This window comes from Thermosipho globiformans (genome assembly GCF_003990895.1).
GTDB classification, from domain to species: Bacteria; Thermotogota; Thermotogae; order Thermotogales; family Fervidobacteriaceae; genus Thermosipho; species Thermosipho japonicus.
Window position 1 is genome coordinate 299,897 of the sequence record NZ_BHXD01000001.1, and the last position, 26,188, is coordinate 326,084.

Below are 26,188 nucleotides of genomic sequence, written 5' to 3' on the forward strand. Positions count from 1 at the left end.
TATATTATATGTAAACTAATTTTATGAGCAAGGAGGCATTTTATGAAAAAAATTGCTGTTATGACTAGTGGTGGAGATGCCCCTGGAATGAATGCCGCCATTCGTGCTGTAGTTCGTTATGCTGTAAGGAATGACATTCAAGTTCTTGGAATTCAAAGAGGTTATGCTGGACTTTTGGATGAAGATTTTATTGAAATGGATTTTGCATCCGTTGGTGGAATAATGGAAAAGGGTGGAACAATTCTTAGAAGCAGTAGATGCCCTGAATTTGTAAGAAAAGAGACAAGAGAGGAAGCTGCAAAAATACTTGCAAAACATGGTGTGGAAGGATTAATTGTGATTGGTGGTGAGGGAAGTTTACATGGTGCAATGTTCCTTGAAGAAGAACAAAAGGTGCCTGTTGTAGGAATTCCTGGTACAATTGATAATGATATTGCAATGACTGACATGAGTATTGGTGTTGATACATGTCTAAATACAGTTGTTGATGCAATTCAAAAGCTAAAAGATACCGCTTCTTCTCATGAAAGAGCATTTATTGTTGAAGTTATGGGAAGGTCGTCCGGATATATTGCAACAGTTGCTGGTCTTGTAACTGGTGCTGAGGCAATAGTAATCCCAGAAATACCCGTAAATTATGAAGCATTAGGAAATAAAATTTTGAAAGAAAGAGAAAGAGGTAAAATTAATTGTATCGTTGTTGTAGCTGAAGGAGCTGCAAGTGCTTATACAGTTGCAAGGCATTTAGAACATAGGATTGGATATGAAACAAGAATAACAATTTTGGGACATATTCAAAGAGGTGGTTCCCCTACAGCTTTTGATAGGTTGCTTGCTTCAAGAATGGGAGTTGCCGCAGTAGAATTCTTAAAACGTGGAACCAGCTACGTTATGACTGCACTACAAGGTGGTAAAATTGTGCCTGTTAAATTGGATGAAGTTCTTAAACAGAAAAAATCTTTAAATATGGAATTAGTTGAGTTAACTGCATTACTATCATGATAAAAATCAAAAACGCGTTTGTATGGGACAATGGACATTTTTTAAAAAAAGATTTGTATGTAAAAAATGGAATATTTGTTGATGATTGTAAAAAGTGTGACTTTGAAATAGACCTGGAGGGAAAATACATCCTTCCAGGTTTTTCTGATTCCCATGCTCATGTATTAGGAGTAGGGTTAAGCAAGTTAATGCTTAATTTAAATAATAAGAATTTTCAAGATGAAATATTTTCATCTAGCGAAGAAATAGTACTTGGACGTGGCTGGACTGAAATAAATGATAAATACCTATTTGATTCAATAACAAGGCCTGTAATTTTAATTAGGATTTGTGGACATGTTGCATATTTAAATGAATATGCTCAAAAGATACTAGGATTTAATGATTATTTTATCTATGAAAATGATTTAGAAAAAATTTGGAAACTCCTACCTGAAGAATATTACATTAAGGCTTTTAAAACTGGGGAATATGAATTTATTTCTAAAGGAATAACTAGTGTACATTCAGATGATTTACATGGAATTACCTTTGAAACATTATTAAAACTTTTAAATGATAGTAAGCTGAGAATATATGAAAAATTGTACACGGAGACGCCTTGGAATTACGAATTCAACAAGGAATATGGTATTTCAAAGATTTTTGGGATAAAACTTTTTGCAGATGGCTCATTAGGTGGAAAAACAGCTTTTTTGTCAAGAACATATAAAAACTCAAAAAATTATGGAACATATACTTTACCAGAAGGTTTTGAATCGATTTTAGACTTTGCAGAAAAAAATAATGTACAAGTTTGTGTTCATGCAATTGGAGATGAAGCAATATCAAGACTTATAGAACTTTTTGGAAGGTACAATAATCATAGAATAATTCATGCACAGCTTATTAAAGAAAAAGATTTTGAAAAGTTAAAAAATTTTAAATTTTCAGTCCAACCTCATTTTTATTTTGAAGATCAAGAAATTTTAAAGAACATTGACACATCAGGATTAATGCTCTATCCTTTCAAAAGAATGTTTGAGGAGGGCTATTTAATTTCATTTTCAAGTGATGGTCCAGTTTCACCTGTCGATCCTAAATATATTATTTCAAGTGCCTTAAAGTTAGGTTTTTCATTTGAAGATAGTATTAAACTTTATACAGAATATTCTGGAAATATGATTAATGAAAAAATTGGGCTTTTAAAGCCCAATTATAAAGCGGATTTTATAGTATTCAAAGATAAAAATTTAGAAAAACTTGAAATGGTATTTATAAATGGAGAAAAAGTCTATGATGCTTTAACCCTGAACCCATAACTTTTTCCAACTTCCCTGTTTAAACTTTTTATCATTGCTTTTGTACATTCAATACAACTTGTATCTGCTTCAAATAAGCATATCTTGTTTGGATATAATGTATAATTTGGTCTATATGGATTTGGAGTTAAGTTTGGCATAATTACATTAGCTCCATATTTTAATGCTAATTGTCTTCCAAAAGGATGCAGGCTTCCCATTGCAGTAGTTGCCGGAATGTTTGCTGTCGGGATTAAAATTCGTGCAAGAGCTATGATCTTTAACGTTGTTTTTAAATCACCACCTTTTTCGTCTTTCAAGGGTGTATCTGGATTTGGTATAAAAGGGCCAATTCCTATCATATCTGAATCTAGTTCTCTTAAAAAAATAAGATCTTTTGCAAGTTCAATAGGTCCCTGCCCAGGAAGCCCAACCATACATCCTGCACCTACTTCGTAACCTAATTCTTTTAATTTAAACAAGTGCCTTTTTCTATTTTCAAAAGTATCACTTGGATGAAGTTTATTATATAACACTTTATCTGCCGTTTCGTGCCTCATTAGGTATCTATCTGCCCCTGCTTCTTTCCACGCCTTGTATTCATCAAACTCTCTTTCACCGATACTTAAAGTTATTGCAACATCGAACTTTTTTATTTCTTTAATTAAATTAGACATAATTTCTTTTGTATAATATGTATCCTCACCGGATTGCAATACAACAGTTTTTATGCCTCTTTCAGCAATTAATTTTGCCCTGTCAATTATTTCATCAATCGTCATTCTATATCTTTTAATATTTTTATTTGGGGCCCTCAGACCGCAATATAAACAATCCATACGGCAATAATTTGAAAATTCAATAATTGCCCTTACATGAACTTCATTTCCAACATATTTTTCTCTAATTTCATTTGCATAATTTAATATCTCTTCATCATATTTCTCATTTTCAATTATATGTGCAAGTTCTTCAAGGGTTAGAAAATCTTTTCTTAATTTCTTAATTATTTCGTGCACAGTCAACCACCTCTTGAATAAGCTTTTTAAATTCCTCGTCACTTCTTTCTAAATTTTCGGTAAAAATTATAAATTTATCATCTTCATATACCACCATTGGTGGTAAATAATATTCATTTCCTGATTTTTCTATAAAAGATATTCTACGGCCTATTTTTTTATTGATCCAAATTTTGCAATTATACTTTCTTGCAATTTTTTCTAAGATGCTCTTTAAATTACAATCTGACATCTCGGTCCCCCTTATTTATTCTTTCCAGACCATCTAAAACAATATTTTTCTGCTTTTTATCTAATTTTTCAATTTCTTTCTCTAAAACTTTTTTTCCTTCTTTATAAGTCTTTTCTGACGCGTAATCATTTAAGTACTCATTCAATGTAAAAAGTGCATTCGGAGTGCAAAATCTTTTAACAAATCCAGGAATTGCAAATTCCATAAAGTGTTCTCCTGTTCTTCCTGCTCTATAGCAAGCAGTACAGAAAGAAGGTATATACTTTTCTTTTAGAAGTTCATAAATTACCTCATCAAGTGTTCTTGTATCTCCTAAGATAAACTGACTCTTTTTTATCACCTCTGGATCAGTTTCAGAGTATGATCCAACCCCAATGCTAGAGCCTGCATCAATTTGAGATACACCAAGTTTTAAAATTTCCCTTCTTAGATCTGCCGGTTCTCTTGCTGTTAAAATCAGACCAGTATATGGAACAGCAAGTCTTAAAATGGCAACTAACTTTTTAAAATCTTTATCACTAACTTGGTAAGGAGGCCTTTCCGCTATAGGTGTTCCAACAGCTGGTTCAATTCTTGGAAATGAAATTGTATGTGGTCCAACTCCAAAGCGTTTTTCAAGATGTAATGTATGGTATATTAACCCCATTACTTCAAATTTCCAATCATATAGTCCAAATAAAGCACCTATTCCAACATCGTCTATTCCAGCAAGCATTGCCCTGTCAAGACCATATAGCCTCCATGCAAAATTGGATTTTGGACCGCGGGGGTGGAGTTTTTTGTATGTTGGATAATGATAAGTTTCTTGGAAGATCTGATATGTACCTATTCCAACCTCTTTTATGATTTTATATCCTTCAACAGTCTGTGGGGCAGCATTAACATTTACCCTTCTAATTTCGCCATTACCATGTTTGGTATTATAAATAATATCTATTGTTCTAGCTATAAATTCAGGAGAATATTTTGGATGTTCTCCGTATACTACAATTAAACGCTTGTGCCCCTTTGAAACTAGTGCTTTTACTTCTTCTTTCAGTTTTTCAAATGAAAGTGTTTTTCTTACAACTTCTTTATTTGATATTCTAAAACCACAATATTCACAATCATTGATACAATCATTTCCAATATACAGTGGTGCAAATAAAACTATTCTGTTACCATATACTTTTTCCTTTAAAGTTCTTGCAGCTTCAAATATTTCCTCCCATTGCTTTTCATCTTTTGCATTCAATAGTGTTGCAACTTCATCTGGATCAAGCCTTTGTTTGTCGAGAGATTTTTGCAATATATTGCGTATTTTTTCACTATCTGGATTGAAATTTGAAGATAGATTTTCTTTTATCTTTTTTTCATCGATAAAAGTTTTTTGTGTATCTTTTTCTTTAATAAACACATACATAACTTTCACCCCTTTGTAATTGGTATACTTTTTACTTTCACATTTCTTATTTGTCCTAATTTTCCTGTAAAACTTCCCAATATGTCATTTGTAGCTCTGAAGAGGACAAAGATTACCGCCATATTTTCATTTTCTAGAGGATATCCAACTCTAAGCTTTATATACCTTGAAAAATCATGTAAAATTTGATTAACTCTTTCATATGCATCATCTCTATTTGTAACAATAATGTCTACTGTATAAAACCTTTCCATATAAAAATCCCCTTTCCTTTTTATTTTCCAAGGAAAGGGGAAAATTAATGCATTATTAGCATTTTCTAGCTTTTCCCCTTTCCTTGGTGTCAGGATAAACTTCCCTCAACCTCAGAAAGGAATATTTTATTTAATTTTTAAAGGACTTATTCTGTGACTACCTTGTTTTTAACTGATCTATCTGTATAGTAAGTATGTAGTAGTTCGTGAGCAATATGGCTATTTGGTTTTTCAAGAAATTCTTCATAAAGCTTTTGAATATCTGGATTTTCATGTGATCTTCTAAGTGTACTAAGTTCATCAATTGAATAAATAGCAGAAGCACGCTTTTTGAGAATATCTGGATCTAGGCTCTTTGGTTGTCCTCCACCACCTATACATCCACCTGGACATGCCATTATTTCAATAAAGTCATAATACCTTACTCCGTCTCTTATATCATCAAGAAGTTTTTTTACATTTGCAGTTCCATGTGCAATTGCAACTTTCAATTTTTTGCCTTCTATATCAATTTCGGCTTCTCTAATGCCATCTAAGCCTCTTACTGCATTAAATTCAAGTTTCGGTAGTTTTTTATTTGTAATAACTTCATATGCTGTTCTAAGAGCAGCTTCCATAACTCCACCAGTAACACCAAAAATTGCACCAGCACCAGTAGAAGTTCCGAGTGGACTATCAAAGTCTTCGTTTTCAAGTCCAATAAAGTTAATTTGTTTCATCTTTATAAGTTTTGCAAGTTCTCTTGTTGTAATTACGTAATCTGTTGTTTTAATTTCTCTTCCATCTTCTAATTTTATTTTTTGCTGTGGCCTTGTAATTTCATCTTTTTTTGCAGTACATGGCATAATAGATACCATAATTATATCCTCTGGATCTACTCCAATCTTTTTAGCAAAGTAAGTTTTTACGACAGAACTCATCATTTGTTGAGGAGATTTAGCACTTGAAACATTGTTTATAAACTCTGGATATTCTTTTTCTAGTAAATTAATCCAGGCTGGACAACAACTTGTGAACATTGGGAATGGCCCGCCATCATTTATTCTACCGATAAGTTCTGTACCTTCCTCTACAATAGTTAAATCAGCAGCAAAGTTTGTATCAAATACATAATCAAATCCTAATCTTCTAATTGCAGCAACCATCTTACCTGTACTTACTGAACCTGGTTCCATACCAAATTCTTCACCGATTGCAACTCTCACTGAAGGAGCTGTTTGGGCAACTAAGATTTTGTTATCTTTTTTATCTAATATTTTGAGTACTTTTCTCCAATCGGGAGTTTCATAAATAGCACCAACTGGACAAAGGTTAGCACATTGACCACATGAAATACAATTTGTTTCATAAACAGGCATATCAAATGCAGTCTGAGGAATGGTTTTATAACCTCTTTCAATCATGGAATAAATATTCATTCCTTGAATTTCACTACAAACTCTTACACATCTTTGGCATTTTATACATCTAGAAAGATCTCTTTGAATTGAAGGACTGCTATCATCAAATACATCTGGAAGATCTGAAACTGGAAATACGGGCTTAATATCATATTTTTGAACAAGTCTTTTAAGTTCACATCTTTGATCTGCTTCACAATACATACAATCATTTGGATGATTTGCCATTATAAGTGATAAATTAAATTTTACAGCATTTTCTACTCTTTCAGAATTAGTATTTATTTTAATTCCATCGTACACTTTAGTTGTACATGCAGGCTGAAGTGTTCTAGCACCTTCAATTTCTACGACACAAACTCTACATGCTCCAATTGGTTCTAGCTCTGGATGATGACACAAAGTTGGAATTTCCATACCAAGTTTCTGAGCTGCCTCTAATACGGTCAAATTATCTGGAACTTCATACTCCTTTCCATTCAAAAAAATTTTTGCCATCATATCCCTCCTTAGATCTGTATTAACGATTTTTTTCACATTATATCCCCATAAACGAGCTATCATATCCTTTATGTTTTTTCTTTCTCAAGTAAATTATATCACAAAGTATTACTATTTGAAAAGTATCAAACTTGTGAATTTTTGTGATAAATTTATTTTTTTGAAATTAATTAAACAAAATTACAAATAAAAGGATATTATAAAATTCTTTCTAAAACAATAATCCAAACAGGAATAGTAAACGCAGAAAGAAGAGTTGTAATAGCAACAGTAAGGCTTATTTTAGAAGAATCACCAGTAATTGCATCAATTAATATAACACTATTAATAGCTGTAGGCATGGCGCTTTCTAATACGAACACTCTTGCAAATTCACTATCCATTTTTGAAAGAAAAACGAAAATTAAGGCAAAAGCTGGATAAAGGATTAATCTAATTATAGTTGAAAATATAACTGTATTAAAATTTACACTTTTAATCTTAATTCTCGATAATGAAAGACCAGTAAATATTAAAAGAAATGGGATTGCAGAACTTTTAAGCATATTTATTGTTTCAAGGAAGGGGAAAGGAAGTTCTTTGTAGCTAATACCAAAAATAGACAAAAGATAAGCAAAAGTTATCACATAAAGGTATGGTAACTTAAGTATGTTTTTGAAATTAATTTTTTCTCCTATAAAAGAGGGTAAAACAATTGAGGCAACAAGCATATTAATTACAGAATAAATAACACCATATGACATAGCTTTTTCTCCCCAAATAGAATACAAAATGGGATACCCAAGGTATCCCGTATTAATGTATATACTATTTGTCAAAATTAAAAATCTATCCTTTTTAAAAGCAAATGATAATATATAAAATAAAACAAATAGGAATAGTATTCCTAACCCATAAGATTTTAGATATGATAATTTTGGAGGATAATCATTTATAAATGTAAATGACAAAATACTTGCCATTATCCATAAAGAAATTTTAGATACAATTTTTATATCGTATGGAAAAATTTTACCAAAAATATATCCTAACATTATAATCAAAAATGGTGGTAAAATTGTCAAAAATGCATTGATCATTCTTTGTTCGAGCTCCAAATTATATCATTTTTGTATTTTATTTCTTTAATTTCTTCTGGAAATACTATATTTCTTTCCTTAATTAGTTCTAATAACAAATCTTTTGGTAGTGATGTTTCAACCCAAAGTTCTTCGATTGTGACTTTCTCATATCCTCTGTTTGCAAAATTCTGCAAAACTTTTGATAAAGCCTTTTCATATCTTTCCCAATTCATTTCATAATTATTTTCACTAGAATTAGATTTTTTTATATCCTTTTCACTCATGAAATTCCTCCTCCTTTAATTTTTCATAAGCTATTTTTGCTGCCAATTTTTCTGATTCTTTTTTTGAAAAACCCTCAGCCTTTGAATAAATTTTACCGTTTATATAAAGTGTTGTTATAAATTTATTTTTTTTTGATACCGTATCATATACTGGTAATTGTTTAAATCGATCTTGTGTAATTTCTTGAAGCTTTGTTTTATAATCAAAAATTCTTTTACCACTAAGAAAAATTTCTATGTACCTTTTAAAAGTGTCATGGAATATATTTTCTATAACATTTAAATCTTTTTTACAATCAATATAAATCGCAGCAACTAACGCTTCAACAACATCAGCAATTATAGATTTTTTGTATTTTCCGCCACTTTTTAACTCACCTTTTCCAAGAAAGATATAATTTTCTATTCCAATATCTATTCCAATTTCATATAATATATCTTCACTTGCTACTGCTGCTTTGATTTGTGCCATTGTACCTTCGTTTAAATTGATAAACTCTTGGTAAAGAATTGTACTGAGCAATAAATCAATAACTGCGTCTCCAAGGAATTCCAAACGTTCGTAAGATTTAACTTTATTCTCATGTGCAAAAGACGTATGTGTTAAAGCAGTGAGCAAGAGTTCTTCATTTCTAAATCTGTATCCAAGTTTATTTTCAAGTTCCTTGGGTCGTAATCTTTCCATTCTTCCACCCCAACTACTTGTATTGTCCTTAATTTGTTATTTTTAGATTCCTTCCAAATAACCTTTATTGGAACGGCAAATTCCGGTTGTAATTTCCCTACTTCTATCCAATACCTAGAGTTTTTGACTCTATAAATTGAAGGATTTGCAATTACATGTAATATAAGTGGTTTTTTAGCTACTATTACTTCATCTATAACGTCAATATTTTCAATTTTTTTCTTTATTTCATTGATATTATCAACCATAGGCTTAACATTAATAATTGCAATATTCTTAGAAAGTGGTCCTACAATTTTCACATTTGCAAGTTCAAGATTTTTGGGGACATTTTCAAGCAATATTTCATTAGCAAGATCAACTGCTTTCCCATGATAATCCAAATTTGTCATAATCTTTAAAAGATGTTTTAATTTACAACCTTCCCTTTTTGAATTTTCGCCTATTCTCTCCAATTTAAATGAATAAAAATCCAAAATATTTTGGATTTCAGATTTATTTAAATCACCTAATGGCGCATATAAACCATTGAAAACTTTTAATCCTGTTTTTCCCCAGCTATCACTTTGATTTGAACCGGTTATAACTAATCTATCTTTTGCATACTTTTTTACTGTATTCATTTTTACAGTTTTGGTACACATGTTACATGAAGGTCCATTTTTCCATATTTCTTTTTGATATAATGATTCAAGAAATGTAATCTTTATCCCCATTTTCTCAGCAGATTTTTTAACAATTTCAATACTCCTTTTATATGTAAAAGGTCCATAAACAACATTGACTAGTTCAACATTTTCTGGTCCAAGTGCTTCTTTAGTAAGAAGAGCTGCCACTGTACTATCTAGCCCTCCAGAAAATGCAATTACAACATTTTTATTACCGTATTCTTTTACAACTTTTTTTATTTCATTCTTTATATATTCAGATAATTTTTCTATACTCATTTTTATCCTCCTTCAAGTTCATGTATACTGTTAATTTTCTTTTTTAAATCATTCTTTTGTACAATCAAATATTCAGAAGTGATCTTTTTTATTTTGTAGCCATTTATAGTGTCATTTCTTTTAAAAATTAAGTTTTTCTTCCACGCTATGGTAAGTAGAAAAGGAAATAATCTAAAAAATTTATAATAAATATTAAATTTGTTTATAAATATCTCCAAAATTAAATTAATTTCAAATTTTTTTCCAGTAACTTTTGAAATAGAAGTGCCTTCAGGTGGAGTTTCATTATTTACATTTAATCCGATACCAACTACAATAGCTTGTACTTTTTCATTTTTGCTTATTATTTCTGTAAGTATACCCGAAAGTTTTTTTCCTTTAAAAAATATATCATTTGGCCACTTAATTTTAGCAGATATTTTCAAATTTTTCAAAATTGACAATAGTGTAATTGCTGAAAGCTTTGTGTAAAAATTAGGATATTTTAAATTTTTCTTAAAAAGTATAGAAAACCATAATCCGCCTTCTTGTGAAATCCACACTCTTCCAAGCCTTCCTCTGCCTTGAGTTTGAACTTTTGCTAAAACTATTGTTCCACTGTCAAGATTTTTATAATTCTCTTTTACATATGTGTTCGTACTATTTATTTTATCAAAACAAATTAACTTACTTTTTTCTAGCATACAAAAACCTCCGTATTAAATCTTGATAGAATATACTACTAAAAATTAAATAAACTAAAATTCCAATCAAAATTTGTATCAAGAACCAAAACTCATTATTTGTAAAGTCAATCAAATATATTACGAATAACATTATAAGACTATTTAATGATATTTTTAAAAAGTCTTTTATTGGAAAAGTCTTTACAGAAAATAATAAATACAAAACTCCTATAATGCCTGCAATACTTGTAGCTAAAGCAACTCCAACAGGTCCATATTTTAAACCAAAAATTAAATCTAAAATAATATTTGACAAAGATACTATGGTGGCTGCAATAAAAGGTGTTTTTGTGTTTTTTATAGCATGATAACTCCTAGAAATAGTTGAATAAATTCCATAAAAAGGTAATCCTAATGTATATGCAATTAAAATTTTAGATGTTGTTAATGTGTCTTTAGAAGTAAATGCTCCATGTTCATAAAAAAATCTAATTATTGGAGTTGATAAAAATATTAATCCTACCATAGATGGTATTGTAAAAAATAAGGTTGATTTTAAGGCATCATTTAAATGATAATTAAAATTTTTTCTGTCATTCGATATCTTTGATAAGACAACCGTAGAGACTGATACAGCAAAAAGGCCATATGGAAGCAAATAAAATCTAGAAGCATACTGCAGGTATGAAATACTTCCTTTGTCATAAAAGGATACAACATTCATATCAACAACAGTGTTTATTTGTGAAACTACCATAGTCATAAATGTAGGAAAAAATAATTTTAAAAAATGCGGAAAATACTTTAACGTAAAATAGTATTTATGTTTTAAAATTGATTTTATAATGCTAAAAAACATTAGCATTGATCCAATTAAAAAACCTACCGTAGGTGAAATTATTCCATACTTAGTTGATAAAAATGTTCCTATTATTATTGTTATGTTAGATATACTAGGAGTCAATGCTGGCCAAAAAAATTTGTTATTTGTGTTTAAAATAGAATAAGAAATTGCCCACAAGAATATAAAGTATATTGAAGGTGACGTAATTAATAAAAGCTTTTTAGCCAATATCTTTGTTTCGTATGAGCTGCCTGCTCCAAATAAATTGATTATTAGTTCTGGAAAAAAATAAGATAATATAACTAATGCAAAAATTATTAAAGAAAAGCCATTAATAACTGATGATAAAAATTTATCTTTTTCCTCTCCGCTTTTTTCTGAATAAAGCGGGACGAATGCAGAAGACATGGCTCCTTCACCAAAAACTTTTCTAAGAAAAAAGGGAAACATGATGGCTATAAAGTATGCATCAAGTTCATATGAAACACCAAAATATTTTGCAAATAAAACATCTCTGAATAATCCTAAAATTCTAGAGAAAAATGTTGCAATAGAAAAAAGAATGCTACTAAATAGTATAGACATATTTTTCCTCCCAACATTTCCTTTCAAAAAAGTATTATAGCACTTCTATTAAAAATGGTCTATTTGTGGTAAAATATCAATGAAAAAATAAATTGTAGGAGGTGTTGTAGGTGGTTATTCTATATTCAGCACTTGTTATGGGAGCTTTGGGATTAGGATTTGGATTATTTCTTGCATTTAGCAATGAGAAATTTAAGGTCGAAGTTGATCCAAGAATTGAACAAATAACAAAGGTTCTTCCAGGAATTAACTGTGGTGCTTGTGGATATCCTGGATGTGAAGGATATGCGGCAGCTATTGTAAAAAAAGGTGACGCAATTGATAAATGTCTACCAGGTAAAAAAATGGGAGTAAGTGAAAAGATTAAAGAAATTTTGGAACAAAATAAATAAAATATGACTAAAGTTGAAATAGCAACTTTAAGTAGTCTTGGCTATTCAATTAATGAAATAAAAAATGGTTACATCAAAAGCAAAGATATTCAAAGAAAAAAGTTTATAGAAAATAAACTAACAAGATGGCTGGAATTTTCAGGAAATGGTATTCTTACAATTTTTGATGATGAATATCCTGAATATTTAAAAAACGTTTGGAAGCCACCAGTTGTACTTTTTTATAAAGGAAATGTTCATCTATTAAAAAAAATATGTTTTTCTGTTGTTGGAACTAGAAGCATGACAGTATATGGAAAAAATATTACTGAAAAGTTTGTGAAAAAACTAAGTGATTTTTTCGTTATAGTAAGCGGGATGGCAATTGGAATTGATGCCGAGGCTCATAAAAATTCGAAAAAGACAATTGCTGTTCTTGGATGTGGAGTTGATATTTGCTATCCAAAGCAAAATAAAAATATATACGATAAAATTTCTAAAGAAGGATGCTTAATTAGTGAATATTTACCTTGGGAAAATCCAAAAAAACATTATTTTCCTCTTAGAAATAGGATCATAGCTGGGATTTCTGAAGGAGTTTTAATAGTTGAGTGCAAGAAAAAAAGTGGGACTATGATTACAGCTAATTATGCAATTGATTTTGGAAAAGACCTTTTTACTGTACCGGGGAACATATTTTCCTTAAATTCTGAAGGGCCAAATTTTTTAATAAAAAATGGAGCATATCCTGTTACAGATCCTGATGAAATATTAGATTTCTATATAATGAGAGGTGTTATAAATGAGAGTAATAGAAAAAATTGAAGATATGAAGAAAATATCGAAGGAGATTCTTGAGTCAAAAAAAACTATAGGTTTTGTTCCAACAATGGGTTTTTTACACGAAGGTCATCTTTCACTTGTAAAAGCTGCAAAAAGTGAAAACGATATAACAGTAGTAAGTATTTTTGTTAATCCAACACAGTTTGGCCCGAATGAGGATTATAACAATTATCCAAGAGATCTTGAAAGAGATCTTTCAATGTTGAAAAATATGGAGGTTGACTATGTTTTTGTACCATCAGTTGATGAAATGTATCCAGATTCTTTCTCAACATATGTTGAAGAAATAAAACTTTCAAAATTTTTGTGTGGTGCTTCAAGACCTGGACACTTTAGAGGAGTTTGTACTGTCGTTACTAAATTATTTAACATTGTAAAGCCTACAAGAGCTTACTTTGGTCAAAAAGATGCACAGCAATTTAGAATTTTAAGAAGAATGGTAAGGGATTTAAACATGGATGTAGAGCTTGTTGAAATGCCTATTGTAAGAGAACCTGATGGGCTTGCATTATCATCAAGAAATACTTATTTAAACGATGAAGAAAGAAAAGAAGCAGTTAGACTTTATAAATCTTTATTGAAAGCTAAAGAATTAGTCGAATCAGGAGTAAAAGATGTTGAAATTATTAAAAATGAGATGAAAAAGATTTTAACACATCCTTTGTTAAGAATAGATTATATTGAAATAGTTGATGAAGAAAACTTGGAGCCTGTAGAAAAAATAGATAGAAAAGTTATAATTGCAATCGCAGTATTTGTTGGAAGAGCAAGATTAATTGATAATATGATAATATAAATTAGACAAGGAGCTGGTACAATTGATTTATAAGCTTATTTACGGGAATCCTGATGTAAATAGCGAAGCCGTGATTAAAGAAAAAAGAGTTAAAATGCTTCCAAAAAGTGAAAAATATAAAATCGAAAATATTTTCGAAGATATTTCATTAAAAAAGGAAGGAAAATTTTTAATATTAGAGAAGAAAATAGAAGAAGGGATGATTTTTGGATTTGGTGATAAAGTAGGTCAATTTAATAGAAGAGGAAAGCAATATATATTCTGGAACACCGATAATTTTACTCACCATCCAGGTTCAGAACCTTTATATAAAAGTTTCCCGTTTTTTATTTTTATAAATGAAAATAAAAAGTATGGAATATTTACAGATTATCCGGGGTATATGGAAATCGATTTGGATAGCGAAGGAAGAAACATAATAACATTTAAAATTAAAGGGGAAGGGTTTACTCAGTATGTTATTTTGGAAGAAAAAATAGACAAATTATTAAAAAGTTATCTGTATTTAACTGGTAAAAATGTAGCTTTTCCTTTCTGGAGTCTTGGATATCAACAAAGTAGATGGAGTTATTTTTCAAAAAAAGAAGTGTTAAATTTAGCAAAGACTTTTAGAGAAAAACAAATACCTTGTGATGTTATATGGTTAGATATAGATTATATGGATAGTTATAAATTATTTACATGGAATAAAGAAAAGTTCTCTGATCATAAAGAGATGCTTGAAGAATTACATAAAATGGGCTTTAAAGTATCTGCAATACTAGATCCAGGAGTTAAGGTTGAAAAAGGTTATGAAGTATTTGAAGAAGCAAAAGATAGATATTTTTTAAAAAACAATATGGGAAAAGATTTCGAAGGTGCAGTCTGGCCAGGTAGAGTTAGATTCCCTGATTTTACAAGCAAAAATGTCAGAAAATGGTGGTCGCAAAAAGTTAGAGAATTTGTAAAAGATGGCATTGATGGAATATGGAATGATATGAATGAAATTGCAATTTTTGGAACCGATGAAGATATAACACATGCAAAAGAAAAATTGGAAAATTTAAAGTTAGAAGATGGAATAGGTGTTGCTGGGGCATTTGGGGAAATTGGTTCCATACCAAGGAAAGATAGAGGCTATGAAATTATACATTTAAATGGTAAAAAACATTATAAATTGAGAAATGTCTATGGTTTCAACATGATACGCGCTACCCAGGAAGGATTTCAAAAAAATTATAGAAATATAAATATAACAAGAGCAGCATATTCAGGAGTGCAAAGGTTTGGCGGTGTCTGGACTGGTGATAACCATAGCTGGTGGGAACATATATTACTTGAAATCCAAAGAATTATGTCTCTGAGTTTAGTCGGAGTTTTTAATACAGGTTTTGATGTAGGAGGATTTGGTGGAAACACATCTGCAGAACTAATGGTAAGGTTTATGCAATTAGGTTCTTTTATGCCACTATTTAGAAATCATTCTGCTATTGGAACAAGAAGGCAAGAACCTTGGACTTTTGACAAAAAGTATGAAAAAATACTAAAGAAGGTAATAGAGTATAGATATAGACTTATTCCTTATTTGTATAGTGAATATATGTTAGGCATATTAAAGGATATTCCATTAATAGCGCCTTTATTTTTGCATTTTGAAAATGATAAAAAAACTTATCAGATTGATGATCAATTTATGGTTGGAAGAAGTATTATAGTTGCCCCTGTCTATAAACCTGGAGTAAAAAGCCGTTTAGTATATCTTCCAAAAAGGTCCTTTGATTTGAACAATAATAAATTCTTAAATAAGGGATGGCATGAGGTAGATGCAACATTAGAAGAGATACCTCATTTTGCAATAGATGGTTCAATTATTTTCATGCAAGAGTCAAAACAATATTTAGAAAATTCATATGACGATGAAATTTTTGGAAAAGTATTTGCTTATAGTGGTAAAGCAATAGGTTATTTTTATGAAGATGATGGAAAAACTAATAATTATAAAAAAGGAATGTATAACTTATACAAATTTATTTATAACCACGGCGAACTTAAAATAAAGAAAGTACGTGAAGGATATAAACACAAAAAACGTAATTTTTCTTTTGAAATATATACAAAGACCAGTATAGAAAAGATAAATGTAGAATTTTAGGAGGTGTAATTATGCAATTTAGAGAATGGACAAAAGAGTTATTTGGGCGAAAAATGATAGTTCAACATGGAAAAGTAGCTAAACAATCAGCTGGCTCCGTCTGGGTACAATTTGGAGATAGTGTAGTACTTGCTACAGCAAATATTTCTGAGAGAACTATAGAAGGAGTAGATTTTGTTCCTTTAACAGTTGAATATCAAGAAAAATTTTATGCTGCTGGGAAAATTCCTGGAGGATTTATTAAGAGAGAGGGAAAACCTTCTGAATCTGCAATACTCTCTGCAAGATTAATTGATAGACCAATAAGGCCTCTATTTCCAAAATATTTAAGAAATGATGTTCAGTTAATTGTTACTGTATTATCTGTTGATGGTAATACTCCACCAGATGTAACTGGAATAATAGCAGCTTCACTTGCATTAAATGTTTCAAAGATTCCTTTTGAAGGTATTGTTGCAGGTGTAAGATTAGGATATGTAGATGGTGAATTTGTTGTTTTTCCAACAGAAGAACAGCTTGAAAAAAGTAAGCTAGATATTGTTGTTGCTGGAAGTAAAGATGCAATTACAATGGTAGAAGGTGAAGCAAAAGAAGTAACGGAAGAAGAGATGGTAAATGCATTAATGTTAGCACACGATGCTATCAAGCAGATAATTGAATTTGAAGAAGAAATCTTAAGTCAATTTGATGTACAAAAAATGGAAATTGAAGAGCCAAAGCCGAATGAAACATTAATAAGTAAGTTTGAAGAAATGATCTCAGAAGAGGAATTAAGAGATAAACTCTTAATTAAAGAAAAGCTAGAAAGATCTGCAAAATTAAAAGAATATAGAGATCAAATATTTGAAAAGGTATTTGAAGATGTTGAAATAGAAGATGATGAAAAAACTTTACAAGAGTCTTTATTAAAAGAGTATTTTGACGAGAGAACAAAAAAATTAATGAGAAAAATAATTATTGAAGAGGGAATTAGAGCAGATGGTAGAAAAGTTGACGAGATTAGACCTATTACTTGTGAAGTTGGAGTACTTCCAAGAACCCATGGTTCGGCATTGTTTACAAGAGGTGAAACTCAGAGTTTAGGGATTGTAACCTTAGGGGCTCCTATGGAAGAACAGATAGTGGACACAATAATGGAAGAAGGCACAAAAAGATTTATTTTACATTATAATTTTCCACCATTTTCTGTTGGTGAAGTAAAACCATTAAGAGGTCCAGGAAGAAGAGAGATAGGTCATGGTCATCTCGCTGAAAGGGCATTAAAAGCTGTTGTACCAAATGAAGAAGATTTTCCATATGTTGTAAGGGTTGTCTCAGAAATTCTCGAATCAAATGGTTCATCATCAATGGCTACTGTGTGTTCCGGTTCACTAGCATTAATGGATGCTGGTGTTCCTATAAGAACTCATGTGGCTGGTGTTGCTATGGGGCTTATAATAGAAGATGGCAAGGAAGTTGTTCTTACAGATATTCAAGGGTTGGAGGATCATTGGGGAGATATGGACTTCAAAGTTGCTGGCACGAGAAATGGAATAACGGCTTTTCAAATGGATTGTAAAGTTGCAGGTGTTGGTGAGGAATTACTTAAAAGGGCTTTGCAACAAGCAAAAGAAGCACGTATGAAAATTCTAGATATCATGTTCAATACTATAGAAAAACCTAGAGAATCACTATCACCTTATGCTCCATTAATTGTAACAATAGAAATTGATCCAATGAAAGTAGGAGAATTGATAGGTCCTGGAGGTAAAGTTATAAAATCTATAATTAAAGAATATGACGTAGAAATTTCAATTGATGATACTACTGGTAAAGTTTCAATTTATGGAAAAGATCAAAAGAAAGTTAGTGAAGCTATAGAATATATTAAGACAATTACTAAAGATATTGAAGTAGGAGATGTGTTTGAAGGAAAAATTACAAGAATTGAACCTTATGGTATTTTTGTTGAATTAATGCCTGGAAAGATTGGGCTTGCGCATTCAAGCAAGCTTGGTGAAGATTCTAAAAACTTTAAGGAAAAATATAAAATAGGTGATACTATAAAAGTTATTGTTATTAATATAGATGAAAATGGAAGAATACAACTTGGGAAAACTAATTAATAGTAATAGGTGATATGATGAAAAAGGTTGTGCTAAATAATGGTTTAGAAGTATATTATTACAAAATTGATGGAATTAGGTCAGTAACAATAGCTTTCAATGTAGGTGTTGGTTCTGTATATGAACCAACCAATCTTCTTGGTATTTCTCACTTTATAGAACATCTTTCTTTTAGGGGAACAGAAAAATATTCTATGAAAGAACTAAAATTAACTGTTGAATCGGTTGGAGGGTTACTTAACGCATGGACGGATAAGGAAAATACTGTATACTACGCCAAGGTACCTTCATCAATGGCTTATGAAACTTTTGACGTGTTAAAAGAAATAGTTTTTCATCCGGTTTTCAAAAAAGAAGATTTGGAGCTTGAAAGAGAAATTATTTACCATGAATATCTATCAAATAAAGAAGAACCTTTAAACAATTTATATGAATTAATGTTTCAAGAAGGAATAGATGGACCTCACTCAAAACCTGTAATTGGATTTGAGGAAACTATAAAATCAATTGGATTAGACGATATAAAAAAATTTCATGAAGAATTTTATAATCCATACAATGTAAAAGTGATAATAGTTGGTCATTTACCTGAAGATGTTTTTGATAAGATTTTAGAAGATCTAGAGAAGATTAAAAAAACAGGAGAAAGAACTATAAAGCATAAAAGTATTATTAAGCATGGTATTATACGAAGAAAAATAATGAAAAATGCAAATCAAGTACATATGTTATATGTAACTGATGGTTATTCATTGCAAGAAACTGATAGATATGCAGCTATTGTCTTGAATACTATTTTAAGTAGTGGAATGAGCTCATATTTTTTTGAAGAAATAAGGGAAAAAGAAGGACTTGTATATGATATTTATACTTCAAATCTTTCACATAAAAATTGGGGAATTTTTAATATTTATGCGGCGACTTCAATAGAAAAAGTTCAAAAATTTCATGAGAAGATGTTAAATTCAATTAATAATTTTAATTTAACTGATGAATTATTTGAGTACGGTATTAAAAGATTAATTGGAAAGCTTGAACTTTCTACTGAAAATACTTCAACTTTAACGACACTTATAATTGAATATATATCAAATGAAGTAGAGCCAGAATTACCTAACGATATTGTTTCTAAGATAAAAAATATTACAAAAGACAACGTGAATAATGTTTTTGAAAAATTGTTTAGCTCTAAATGGTCATTATTTTATGTGGCAAATGAAAATATTGATTATTTTGATAAAGTTGGGGGGGTAAAATTTGATTATTTGGAAAAACGTTAATAAGGTAAAGCCAGGTGAAAAGCTTGGCGAAGATGTTTATGATCCTTCAGGGTTTATTGTTTTACTAAAAAAAGGTTCAATATTAAAAGAGGGAGATATAGTTCTATTAAAAAGCAGAGGAGTTAATTCTCTTCCAATATATGAAGAAGAAATATTTATTAGTAGCGAAATAGAACCAACAATTGATTATGAAAACTATCGAGCCCTCTCTGAAGAATTAGAAAATGCATTCGATGAAATTAAAAATGGTCAAATGAACATAAGTAGTATGGTTGAACAATCTGAAAATATTTTGAATGAGGTATTGAAAAAAATTGATGAAAAAATACTAAATTTGTTAAACAATGATTCAAAACCACTTATAAGACATTGTATAAATGTAGCTGTAATTTCCTCAATAATTGGGATAAATTTAGGTTTTGACCGCGAATTACTAACAAAGCTAGTTATTTCTTCATTTTTGCATGACTTATCACATGACAAGCCAATTCGTGATGTGATAAACTATTATGATACTCACCCAATAAAATCAGCAGCATTAATAAAGAATTACTTTGAAACAAATAATGATATACTTCTTGGAGTTTTACACCATCATGAAAGATATGATGGGAAAGGATTTCCAAGAGGTTTAAAGGAAAGCTCAATACCAATTTTCTCTAGAATTATTGCTGTTGCAGATGCTTATGATACTTTGATTAGTAAGGATTTTCCTGGTGATGCTTTAACCCCATATGAAGCTTTAAAATTTATAATTATTAATTCTGGAAAGTACTTTGACCCCCAAATTGTTTCAAAATTTGTCCATTATGTTGGAATATATCCAACTGGTACGATAGTCGAGCTTAGTGATGGTAGAAAAGGTGTGGTTCTTAAAGTATCTAATGGTGTGTTTCCCATTGTAAAGGTAGAAAATATGGAAATTGACATAAAAAAAGAAAAAATATCAATAAGAAAAATATTAAAAGAATAGGAGGAACAAGTATGAGTGATTTTGATAAATTAACGCCTAAACAGATTGTTGAAGAACTAGATAAATATATTGTTGGACAAAGCAAAGCTAAAAAAGCCGTAGCTATCGCTATTAGAAACAGAATTAGAAGGCAAAAATTATCAGACGAATGGAAAAAAGAGATTACTCCAAAAAACATATTGATGATAGGGCCAACCGGTGTTGGTAAAACTGAAATTGCAAGAAGACTTGCACAATTGTCTGGCTCTCCATTTTTGAAGATAGAAGCAACAAGGTTTACTGAAGTTGGATATGTAGGAAAGAATGTTGACTCAATGATAAGAGAGTTGGTTGAGATAGCTGTTAATATGGTCAAACAACAAAAAATGAAAGAAGTTGAAGAAAAAGCAAAGTTAAATGTTGAAGAGAGAATTTTAGATGCATTGGTTCCTTTGAAAAAGAAAACACAAATTCCATTTGCAAATATTTTTGGAATGCAGATGGAAAAACCACAACAAACTGATGACTATTCGGAAAATTTAAGAAAAAGAGAAGAGTTAAGAAGAAAATTACGTTCTGGAGAACTTGATAATGAGGAAATTGAAATCGAGATTGAAACCTCAAATTCTCCAATTGGTTTTATTGGACTTCCAGAAATGGAGGACATCGGTATGGATTTATCAAACGTTCTTGGAAATATCTTTCCAAAACAAAAAAAGAGGAGAAAAATGAAAATTTCTGAAGCAAAAAAAGTTTTGCTTCCTATAGAAGAAGAAAAATTAATTGATATGGACGAAACAGTCCAAACAGCTCTTGAACTTGCACAAAATAGAGGAATTATATTCATAGATGAGATGGATAAAATAGCAGCTAAAACAGGGGGTAGTGGGCAAGATGTTTCAAGACAGGGAGTTCAAAGAGATTTATTACCAATTGTTGAGGGAACTACAATAACAACAAAATACGGTCCAGTAAAAACAGATTATATATTATTTATAGCAGCTGGAGCATTTCATGTTTCAAAACCTTCAGATCTTATTCCAGAACTTCAGGGTAGATTTCCAATAAGAGTTGAGCTCGAGCCTCTTAAAGAAGAAGATTTTGTAAGAATACTAGTTGAACCAGAAAACGCACTTACAAAACAGTATCAAGCGTTATTATACACTGAAAACGTACAATTAGAATTCACGGACGATGGAATTAAAGAACTCGCAAGAGTTTCATACAAGTTAAATCAAAAACTCGAAAATATTGGAGCTAGAAGACTTTATACAGTGCTCGAAAAAGTCTTAGAGGATGTATTGTTTGAAGCACCAGAAATAGAAGAAAAAGTAATTGTAGATTCAGATTATGTAACAAAGAAATTAAAGGGAATAATTGAAGATGAAGATTTAACTTCATACATTCTTTAGGAGGGGAAACTAAGTGAAAACTGCTACAAGGAAAAAACTTAAAGAGTCTTTACTTGCTTATTTATTTTTATTACCATCTCTTGTAGTTCTAGGAATATTCGTTTTCTGGCCAGTCGGTTTTTCCTTTGTTTTAAGTTTTTTTAAATGGGATTTTAGAAATATGAATGCACCTTATTTTAATGGCCTTGACAATTATATAAGCATTTTTGAGTTTGACTATCCTCCAAAATATTCATTTTTTGGTAGCTTTATTTTTTCCATTGGTTACATTTTAATTGCTATATTGATTGTTATTACCTTTTATACATTAATCACAGTATTTAGTAAAAAAAAGAACACCTTTTTACTTTTACTAAATGCCATTCCGATTATATTAATCCCATTTTTAAAAAACATAAATTTGTATCATATGATTTTCTTTAACATTGTAGTTTTTATTTTGGTATTTTACAACTTTAAAAACAGTGAACAAATGAAACTGTACAGAAACTATACATGGTTAAATGTAGCTGCTATTATTTTCACTTATGTTATGATAGAAGTAAGCAAATTTAATGAAAATGGTTTATTAAATTTCTTTATGGACGCTAAAGACAAAAATTTATTTGTTAAAGCTTTGGTTAATACTTTTTATTATGTTATTTTAACCGTTCCTATTACTCTTGCAATATCACTTTTCCTTGCGGTTCTTTTAAATTCTAATATAAGATTTAAAGTGTTTTTCAGAACAAGTTATTTTATACCCTTTGTTACTTCTGTTGTTGCTGTATCACTAGTTTGGAAATGGATTTTTAATGATGAATTTGGTCTTTTAAATTATTTTTTATCATGGTTTGGTATAGAGCCAATAAGGTGGCTTAAAGACGAAAAGTGGACAATTCCAACAATTGCTATTGTTTCTATCTGGAAACAAATTGGATATGATGCAATTATTTTTCTTGCTGGTCTACAAAATATTGACCAATTTTATTATGAAGCTGCAGAAGTTGATGGCGCAAATTCATGGCATAAATTTTCGAAAATTACTTGGCCTCTACTTTCACCAACAACATTTTTCTTATTAATAGTTTCTATGATTGGAGCATTTAAAGTTTTTGCACAAGTTTATGTTCTTTACGATGGTTTACCAGGTCCATATAATAACAGTGGTATGACAATGGTATATTATGTTTTTGACCTTTTTTACAGGCAACAAAGAATGGGAATTGCAAGTGCTGCTGCATATCTTTTGTTTGGCATAATTTTAATATTTACAGCTATTCAATATAAAGTTGGAAATAAAGTCGTAGAATACGTATCGTGAGGTGAAAGTGATGAAGAAATTGATTATCTATTTATTACTATCAATTGGCTTCGTTGTTATGATTATGCCTTTTGCGTGGATGATTGTTACTTCTTTTAAACTCCCAAGTGAAGTTCAACAATGGCCGCCTAAATGGTTTTCAAAAAATTTCTTTTCTACAAGACAAGTAAAAGTTGAAACAAAAATTGGAGCATTAAGAACACTGAAAGGCATAAGCTTAAGTGAGGCTCTAAGTTTTACATCATCAAAAGATGACAATCAAAATGTTCTAAATATATCAGTTGAAGATGATCCTTTTTATCGAGGGAAAATGATAATAGATATAGCTGGATACGATTATATTGAAAGGGCTTCATTGGATGAGTTTAATAAATGGATTAATTCTTTGAAATTTCCGCAGCAATTTTCAACTGAGTCCCCAGAAAAGTTTTTTGAAGAAGTTTTTCTATTTTACAATAGTGGAAGTTCTCCTTACTTTAAAAGATTAAATTACATTTCAAATCTTGAGACGAAAATTAACAATGCAATTTCTGGAATAGAGCAGGTGAGTAAATTTGTGGAAAGAAGAGTTTCAGATGAGAGCGAAAAAACAAAATTTAAAGATTTTCTAAATAAAGCTAAAGAAAATCTTGTTACTTTAAAAGAAGATATATTAAAATACAAAGCAGGTAAATCTTTAGTATTAACTAATGATGAAATTAACCAACTTTACAAGCTTTTAGTTTCTATAAATTTAGTCTATGATAACAAAAATGAATTAACAAATATCTATAATGCAAAGGTTGTAAATGTCATTTCACAAGAAAAAGATTATATTAAATTTTATTTGGATGTATATAAATACTTTAAGCAATTACAAATTAAAAGAGTTGATAAACCAATTATTGCAAAAGTTATGACAAAAAATGAACGAATAGCATTATTGAAAGAAAATTTAAAGAAATTACCTGAGTCAGAAATTTTAAACAGTCTAATTACTTCAGAAGATTTTGATAATCTTCCTGAAAAGTTTTCTAAAAAAATTGACAACTATTTTTTAAATGAGTATAAGATTGAAACATCATTTCTAAATAATTTAAAAAGTTTAGTTGTTACTTATAAAAATCTTTTAATTGAGGAAGGAATCGATTATGAACAAATTTTAAAGAGTGGAAGTTTTGATAATTTATTAGATATTTCTGATAAAATATTAAGTGATAGTAGTTCATATAAAATATTAAAAGCAAAGATTGGAAGTATTTCTGATGAATTAGAAAATTATAAAAGCTTTTTGAAAGATTTAATTCTACTTACTGATCAGCTTAACTTAGTAAGAAAGGTTTATAATAATTCAATGAATTCGTGGAAAATTATTGATGCCCCAGAATTTGTTAAAGCAGTTAGAGTAAGAAATGGTGAAGTTATAGAAATTGAGTTGAATGGAATTGCTCCTATTTATCTGAGCGATGACAATTTATCAACAGTAAATCTTTCATTTACATTTGGTGAAATAATAAAGAACATATTCCAAAATTATGTTGATGCATGGAAAGCTGCGCCTTTTGGTCAGTATTATATTAATACCGTTTTTGTCGCGACAGCAACAACAGTATTAGAAGTAATATTAGCATCTATGGCTGCTTACGCATTTTCTTGGATGAATTTTCCTGGGAAAAATGCTTTGTTTGGTTTGTTCTTAGCAACAATGATGGTACCTGGTGAGGTTTTGTTAGTGCCAAACTTTATAACTATTTCAAAATTTGGTTGGATTGATACATACTACTCGTTAATTATTCCGTGGATTGTTAGTGTTTTTGCAATATTCTTAATGAGGCAACACTTTCTATCAATTCCAAAAGAATTATTTGATGCTTCGAAAATAGATGGTTGTTCACACTGGAGATTTTTATGGCAAATAGTTGTACCACTAAGTAAGCCCGTAATAATAACTGGTGCTCTCTTAAAATTTGTTGGAAGCTGGAATAGTTTCTTATGGGTTTTAATAGTAACTAATTCTGATAAATATAGAACATTACCGGTTGGTCTTCAAAACTTTAGTTCAGATGTTGGAACACTATATAACCAGTTAATGGCAGCTGCGACATTTTCAGTACTTCCAGTGATCATACTATTTTTATTCACACAAAAATATTTCATTAAAGGAATTGCAAGAACTGGTTTAAAATAATCAAGGAGGGGGTCATATGAAAATATTTCTTGATACTGCTAATTTGGATGAAATAAGACGTGGAGTTGAATGGGGAGTAGTGGATGGAGTAACTACAAATCCAACATTAATCTCTAAAGAAGGAAAACCTTTTGAAGAAACAATTAAAGAAATTTGCAATGTTGTGCAAGGTCCCGTCTCAGCAGAAGTTATTTCTTTAAACTTTGAAGGAATGATAGATGAAGCAAGAAATCTTGCAAAAATTAATGAAAACGTTGTAATTAAAATTCCAATGACTCCCGATGGAATAAAAGCTGTAAAAGTACTTTCAAAAGAAGGAATTAAAACTAATGTTACTTTAATATTTAGTCCCAACCAGGCTTTACTTGCAGCAAAGGCTGGTGCAACGTATGTTAGTCCTTTTGTAGGGAGGGTTGATGATTTAGCAAATGATGGACTCAAAATTGTAGAAGAAATAATGCAAATATATAAAAATTATGGTTTTGAAACGGAAGTTATAGTAGCAAGTGTAAGACATCCAATGCATGTACTTGAGGCTGCGCTTATTGGTGCCGATATTGCAACAGTTCCATTTAGTGTTCTCGAAAAAATGTTTAAACATCCAATGACTGATCTTGGTATAGAAAGATTTTTAAAAGATTGGGAAAAATATAAAATGGGAAGGTGA

General features: G+C 30.1%; 24 protein-coding genes. 13 read left to right on the top strand and 11 right to left on the bottom strand.

Annotated features, from left to right (window positions below; all coding sequences use genetic code 11):
• Positions 1 to 42 precede the first annotated feature (42 nt).
• Entirely contained in the window at positions 43 to 1,002 is a 960-nt protein-coding gene (pfkA, locus tag EO083_RS01715) for a 6-phosphofructokinase (RefSeq protein ID WP_126992490.1), read from the top strand.
• Positions 999 to 2,303, top strand: coding sequence for an amidohydrolase (locus tag EO083_RS01720; RefSeq protein WP_126992491.1), 1,305 nt, complete (start codon positions 999 to 1,001; stop codon positions 2,301 to 2,303). Before pfkA ends, EO083_RS01720 begins: the two co-directional genes overlap by 4 nt.
• Here EO083_RS01720 and hydE read toward each other — a convergent pair.
• From hydE to murJ, 11 genes are all read right to left on the bottom strand, one after another.
• Entirely contained in the window at positions 2,276 to 3,301 is a 1,026-nt protein-coding gene (gene hydE, locus EO083_RS01725) for a [FeFe] hydrogenase H-cluster radical SAM maturase HydE (protein ID WP_126992492.1), read from the bottom strand. The genes EO083_RS01720 and hydE overlap by 28 nt on opposite strands.
• Positions 3,285 to 3,533 carry a hypothetical protein gene (locus tag EO083_RS01730; RefSeq protein WP_126992493.1) on the bottom strand — a complete coding sequence of 83 codons (249 nt, stop codon included), beginning with the start codon at positions 3,531 to 3,533 and terminating at the stop codon, positions 3,285 to 3,287. Before EO083_RS01730 ends, hydE begins: the two co-directional genes overlap by 17 nt.
• Positions 3,520 to 4,935, bottom strand: coding sequence for a [FeFe] hydrogenase H-cluster radical SAM maturase HydG (hydG, locus tag EO083_RS01735; protein ID WP_126992494.1), 1,416 nt, complete (start codon positions 4,933 to 4,935; stop codon positions 3,520 to 3,522). The genes EO083_RS01730 and hydG overlap by 14 nt, the downstream gene beginning before the upstream one ends.
• 5 nt (positions 4,936 to 4,940) lie before the next feature.
• The gene (locus tag EO083_RS01740; protein ID WP_126992495.1) at positions 4,941 to 5,189 is read right to left on the bottom strand and encodes a TM1266 family iron-only hydrogenase system putative regulator; all 249 of its coding nucleotides are present in this window, start codon (positions 5,187 to 5,189) and stop codon (positions 4,941 to 4,943) included.
• A 146-nt stretch (positions 5,190 to 5,335) separates the two neighbouring features.
• Positions 5,336 to 7,087 (bottom strand): NADH-dependent [FeFe] hydrogenase, group A6, encoded by a 1,752-nt coding sequence (locus tag EO083_RS01745; protein WP_126992496.1) that lies wholly within the window; start codon positions 7,085 to 7,087, stop codon positions 5,336 to 5,338.
• 200 nt (positions 7,088 to 7,287) lie between these two features.
• Positions 7,288 to 8,169, bottom strand: coding sequence for an AEC family transporter (locus EO083_RS01750; protein ID WP_126992497.1), 882 nt, complete (start codon positions 8,167 to 8,169; stop codon positions 7,288 to 7,290).
• Positions 8,166 to 8,435: a hypothetical protein gene (locus EO083_RS01755; protein ID WP_126992498.1), complete on the bottom strand. Its 270-nt coding sequence runs from the start codon at positions 8,433 to 8,435 to the stop codon at positions 8,166 to 8,168. The genes EO083_RS01750 and EO083_RS01755 overlap by 4 nt, the downstream gene beginning before the upstream one ends.
• On the bottom strand, positions 8,428 to 9,120 hold the full coding sequence (gene rnc / locus EO083_RS01760) for a ribonuclease III (protein ID WP_126992499.1): 693 nt from the start codon (positions 9,118 to 9,120) through the stop codon (positions 8,428 to 8,430). Before rnc ends, EO083_RS01755 begins: the two co-directional genes overlap by 8 nt.
• A complete protein-coding gene (locus EO083_RS01765; protein ID WP_126992500.1) occupies positions 9,039 to 10,067 on the bottom strand; it encodes a 7-cyano-7-deazaguanine synthase in 1,029 nt (342 codons plus the stop codon). The genes rnc and EO083_RS01765 overlap by 82 nt, the downstream gene beginning before the upstream one ends.
• Positions 10,068 to 10,069: 2 nt before the next feature.
• Positions 10,070 to 10,750, bottom strand: coding sequence for a biotin--[acetyl-CoA-carboxylase] ligase (locus EO083_RS01770; protein ID WP_126992501.1), 681 nt, complete (start codon positions 10,748 to 10,750; stop codon positions 10,070 to 10,072).
• Positions 10,734 to 12,161: a murein biosynthesis integral membrane protein MurJ gene (gene murJ, locus EO083_RS01775; RefSeq protein ID WP_126992502.1), complete on the bottom strand. Its 1,428-nt coding sequence runs from the start codon at positions 12,159 to 12,161 to the stop codon at positions 10,734 to 10,736. The genes EO083_RS01770 and murJ overlap by 17 nt, the downstream gene beginning before the upstream one ends.
• A gap of 110 nt (positions 12,162 to 12,271) precedes the next feature.
• On the opposite strand from murJ, the gene EO083_RS01780 reads away from it, so the two are divergent.
• The 11 genes from EO083_RS01780 to fsa are packed head-to-tail and all read left to right on the top strand — an operon-like array spanning position 12,272 to position 26,188.
• Positions 12,272 to 12,553 carry an RnfABCDGE type electron transport complex subunit B gene (locus tag EO083_RS01780; protein ID WP_126992503.1) on the top strand — a complete coding sequence of 94 codons (282 nt, stop codon included), beginning with the start codon at positions 12,272 to 12,274 and terminating at the stop codon, positions 12,551 to 12,553.
• Positions 12,554 to 12,556: 3 nt separating this feature from the next.
• The gene (gene dprA / locus EO083_RS01785; protein ID WP_126992504.1) at positions 12,557 to 13,357 is read left to right on the top strand and encodes a DNA-processing protein DprA; all 801 of its coding nucleotides are present in this window, start codon (positions 12,557 to 12,559) and stop codon (positions 13,355 to 13,357) included.
• Positions 13,335 to 14,171 (top strand): pantoate--beta-alanine ligase, encoded by an 837-nt coding sequence (gene panC / locus EO083_RS01790; protein WP_126992505.1) that lies wholly within the window; start codon positions 13,335 to 13,337, stop codon positions 14,169 to 14,171. The genes dprA and panC overlap by 23 nt, the downstream gene beginning before the upstream one ends.
• 22 nt (positions 14,172 to 14,193) lie before the next feature.
• Entirely contained in the window at positions 14,194 to 16,302 is a 2,109-nt protein-coding gene (locus EO083_RS01795) for a TIM-barrel domain-containing protein (protein ID WP_126992506.1), read from the top strand.
• 11 nt (positions 16,303 to 16,313) lie between these two features.
• Entirely contained in the window at positions 16,314 to 18,407 is a 2,094-nt protein-coding gene (locus tag EO083_RS01800; protein WP_126992507.1) for a polyribonucleotide nucleotidyltransferase, read from the top strand.
• 17 nt (positions 18,408 to 18,424) lie between these two features.
• Positions 18,425 to 19,687: a M16 family metallopeptidase gene (locus tag EO083_RS01805; protein ID WP_126992508.1), complete on the top strand. Its 1,263-nt coding sequence runs from the start codon at positions 18,425 to 18,427 to the stop codon at positions 19,685 to 19,687.
• A complete protein-coding gene (locus tag EO083_RS01810; RefSeq protein ID WP_126992509.1) occupies positions 19,665 to 20,660 on the top strand; it encodes an HD-GYP domain-containing protein in 996 nt (331 codons plus the stop codon). The genes EO083_RS01805 and EO083_RS01810 overlap by 23 nt, the downstream gene beginning before the upstream one ends.
• An 11-nt stretch (positions 20,661 to 20,671) precedes the next feature.
• Positions 20,672 to 22,051: an ATP-dependent protease ATPase subunit HslU gene (gene hslU, locus EO083_RS01815; RefSeq protein WP_126992510.1), complete on the top strand. Its 1,380-nt coding sequence runs from the start codon at positions 20,672 to 20,674 to the stop codon at positions 22,049 to 22,051.
• A gap of 13 nt (positions 22,052 to 22,064) precedes the next feature.
• On the top strand, positions 22,065 to 23,354 hold the full coding sequence (locus tag EO083_RS01820; protein WP_126992511.1) for a carbohydrate ABC transporter permease: 1,290 nt from the start codon (positions 22,065 to 22,067) through the stop codon (positions 23,352 to 23,354).
• 10 nt (positions 23,355 to 23,364) lie between these two features.
• Positions 23,365 to 25,521: a carbohydrate ABC transporter permease gene (locus EO083_RS09865; RefSeq protein ID WP_164723675.1), complete on the top strand. Its 2,157-nt coding sequence runs from the start codon at positions 23,365 to 23,367 to the stop codon at positions 25,519 to 25,521.
• Positions 25,522 to 25,537: 16 nt separating this feature from the next.
• Positions 25,538 to 26,188, top strand: a complete 651-nt coding sequence (gene fsa / locus EO083_RS01830) for a fructose-6-phosphate aldolase (protein WP_126992512.1) — start codon at positions 25,538 to 25,540, stop codon at positions 26,186 to 26,188.

Coding starts and splice junctions, on each gene's coding strand:
- EO083_RS01770 (WP_126992501.1), bottom strand. CDS start 10,750: ATGCTAGAAAAAAGTAAGTTAATTTGTTTTGATAAAATAAATAGTACG.
- hydG (WP_126992494.1), bottom strand. CDS start 4,935: ATGTATGTGTTTATTAAAGAAAAAGATACACAAAAAACTTTTATCGAT.
- murJ (WP_126992502.1), bottom strand. CDS start 12,161: ATGTCTATACTATTTAGTAGCATTCTTTTTTCTATTGCAACATTTTTC.
- EO083_RS01720 (WP_126992491.1), top strand. CDS start 999: ATGATAAAAATCAAAAACGCGTTTGTATGGGACAATGGACATTTTTTA.
- EO083_RS01765 (WP_126992500.1), bottom strand. CDS start 10,067: ATGAGTATAGAAAAATTATCTGAATATATAAAGAATGAAATAAAAAAA.
- fsa (WP_126992512.1), top strand. CDS start 25,538: ATGAAAATATTTCTTGATACTGCTAATTTGGATGAAATAAGACGTGGA.
- EO083_RS01730 (WP_126992493.1), bottom strand. CDS start 3,533: ATGTCAGATTGTAATTTAAAGAGCATCTTAGAAAAAATTGCAAGAAAG.
- EO083_RS01740 (WP_126992495.1), bottom strand. CDS start 5,189: ATGGAAAGGTTTTATACAGTAGACATTATTGTTACAAATAGAGATGAT.
- dprA (WP_126992504.1), top strand. CDS start 12,557: ATGACTAAAGTTGAAATAGCAACTTTAAGTAGTCTTGGCTATTCAATT.
- pfkA (WP_126992490.1), top strand. CDS start 43: ATGAAAAAAATTGCTGTTATGACTAGTGGTGGAGATGCCCCTGGAATG.
- panC (WP_126992505.1), top strand. CDS start 13,335: ATGAGAGTAATAGAAAAAATTGAAGATATGAAGAAAATATCGAAGGAG.
- hslU (WP_126992510.1), top strand. CDS start 20,672: ATGAGTGATTTTGATAAATTAACGCCTAAACAGATTGTTGAAGAACTA.
- EO083_RS01750 (WP_126992497.1), bottom strand. CDS start 8,169: ATGATCAATGCATTTTTGACAATTTTACCACCATTTTTGATTATAATG.
- EO083_RS01745 (WP_126992496.1), bottom strand. CDS start 7,087: ATGGCAAAAATTTTTTTGAATGGAAAGGAGTATGAAGTTCCAGATAAT.
- EO083_RS01755 (WP_126992498.1), bottom strand. CDS start 8,435: ATGAGTGAAAAGGATATAAAAAAATCTAATTCTAGTGAAAATAATTAT.
- EO083_RS01805 (WP_126992508.1), top strand. CDS start 18,425: ATGAAAAAGGTTGTGCTAAATAATGGTTTAGAAGTATATTATTACAAA.
- EO083_RS09865 (WP_164723675.1), top strand. CDS start 23,365: ATGAAGAAATTGATTATCTATTTATTACTATCAATTGGCTTCGTTGTT.
- rnc (WP_126992499.1), bottom strand. CDS start 9,120: ATGGAAAGATTACGACCCAAGGAACTTGAAAATAAACTTGGATACAGA.
- EO083_RS01800 (WP_126992507.1), top strand. CDS start 16,314: ATGCAATTTAGAGAATGGACAAAAGAGTTATTTGGGCGAAAAATGATA.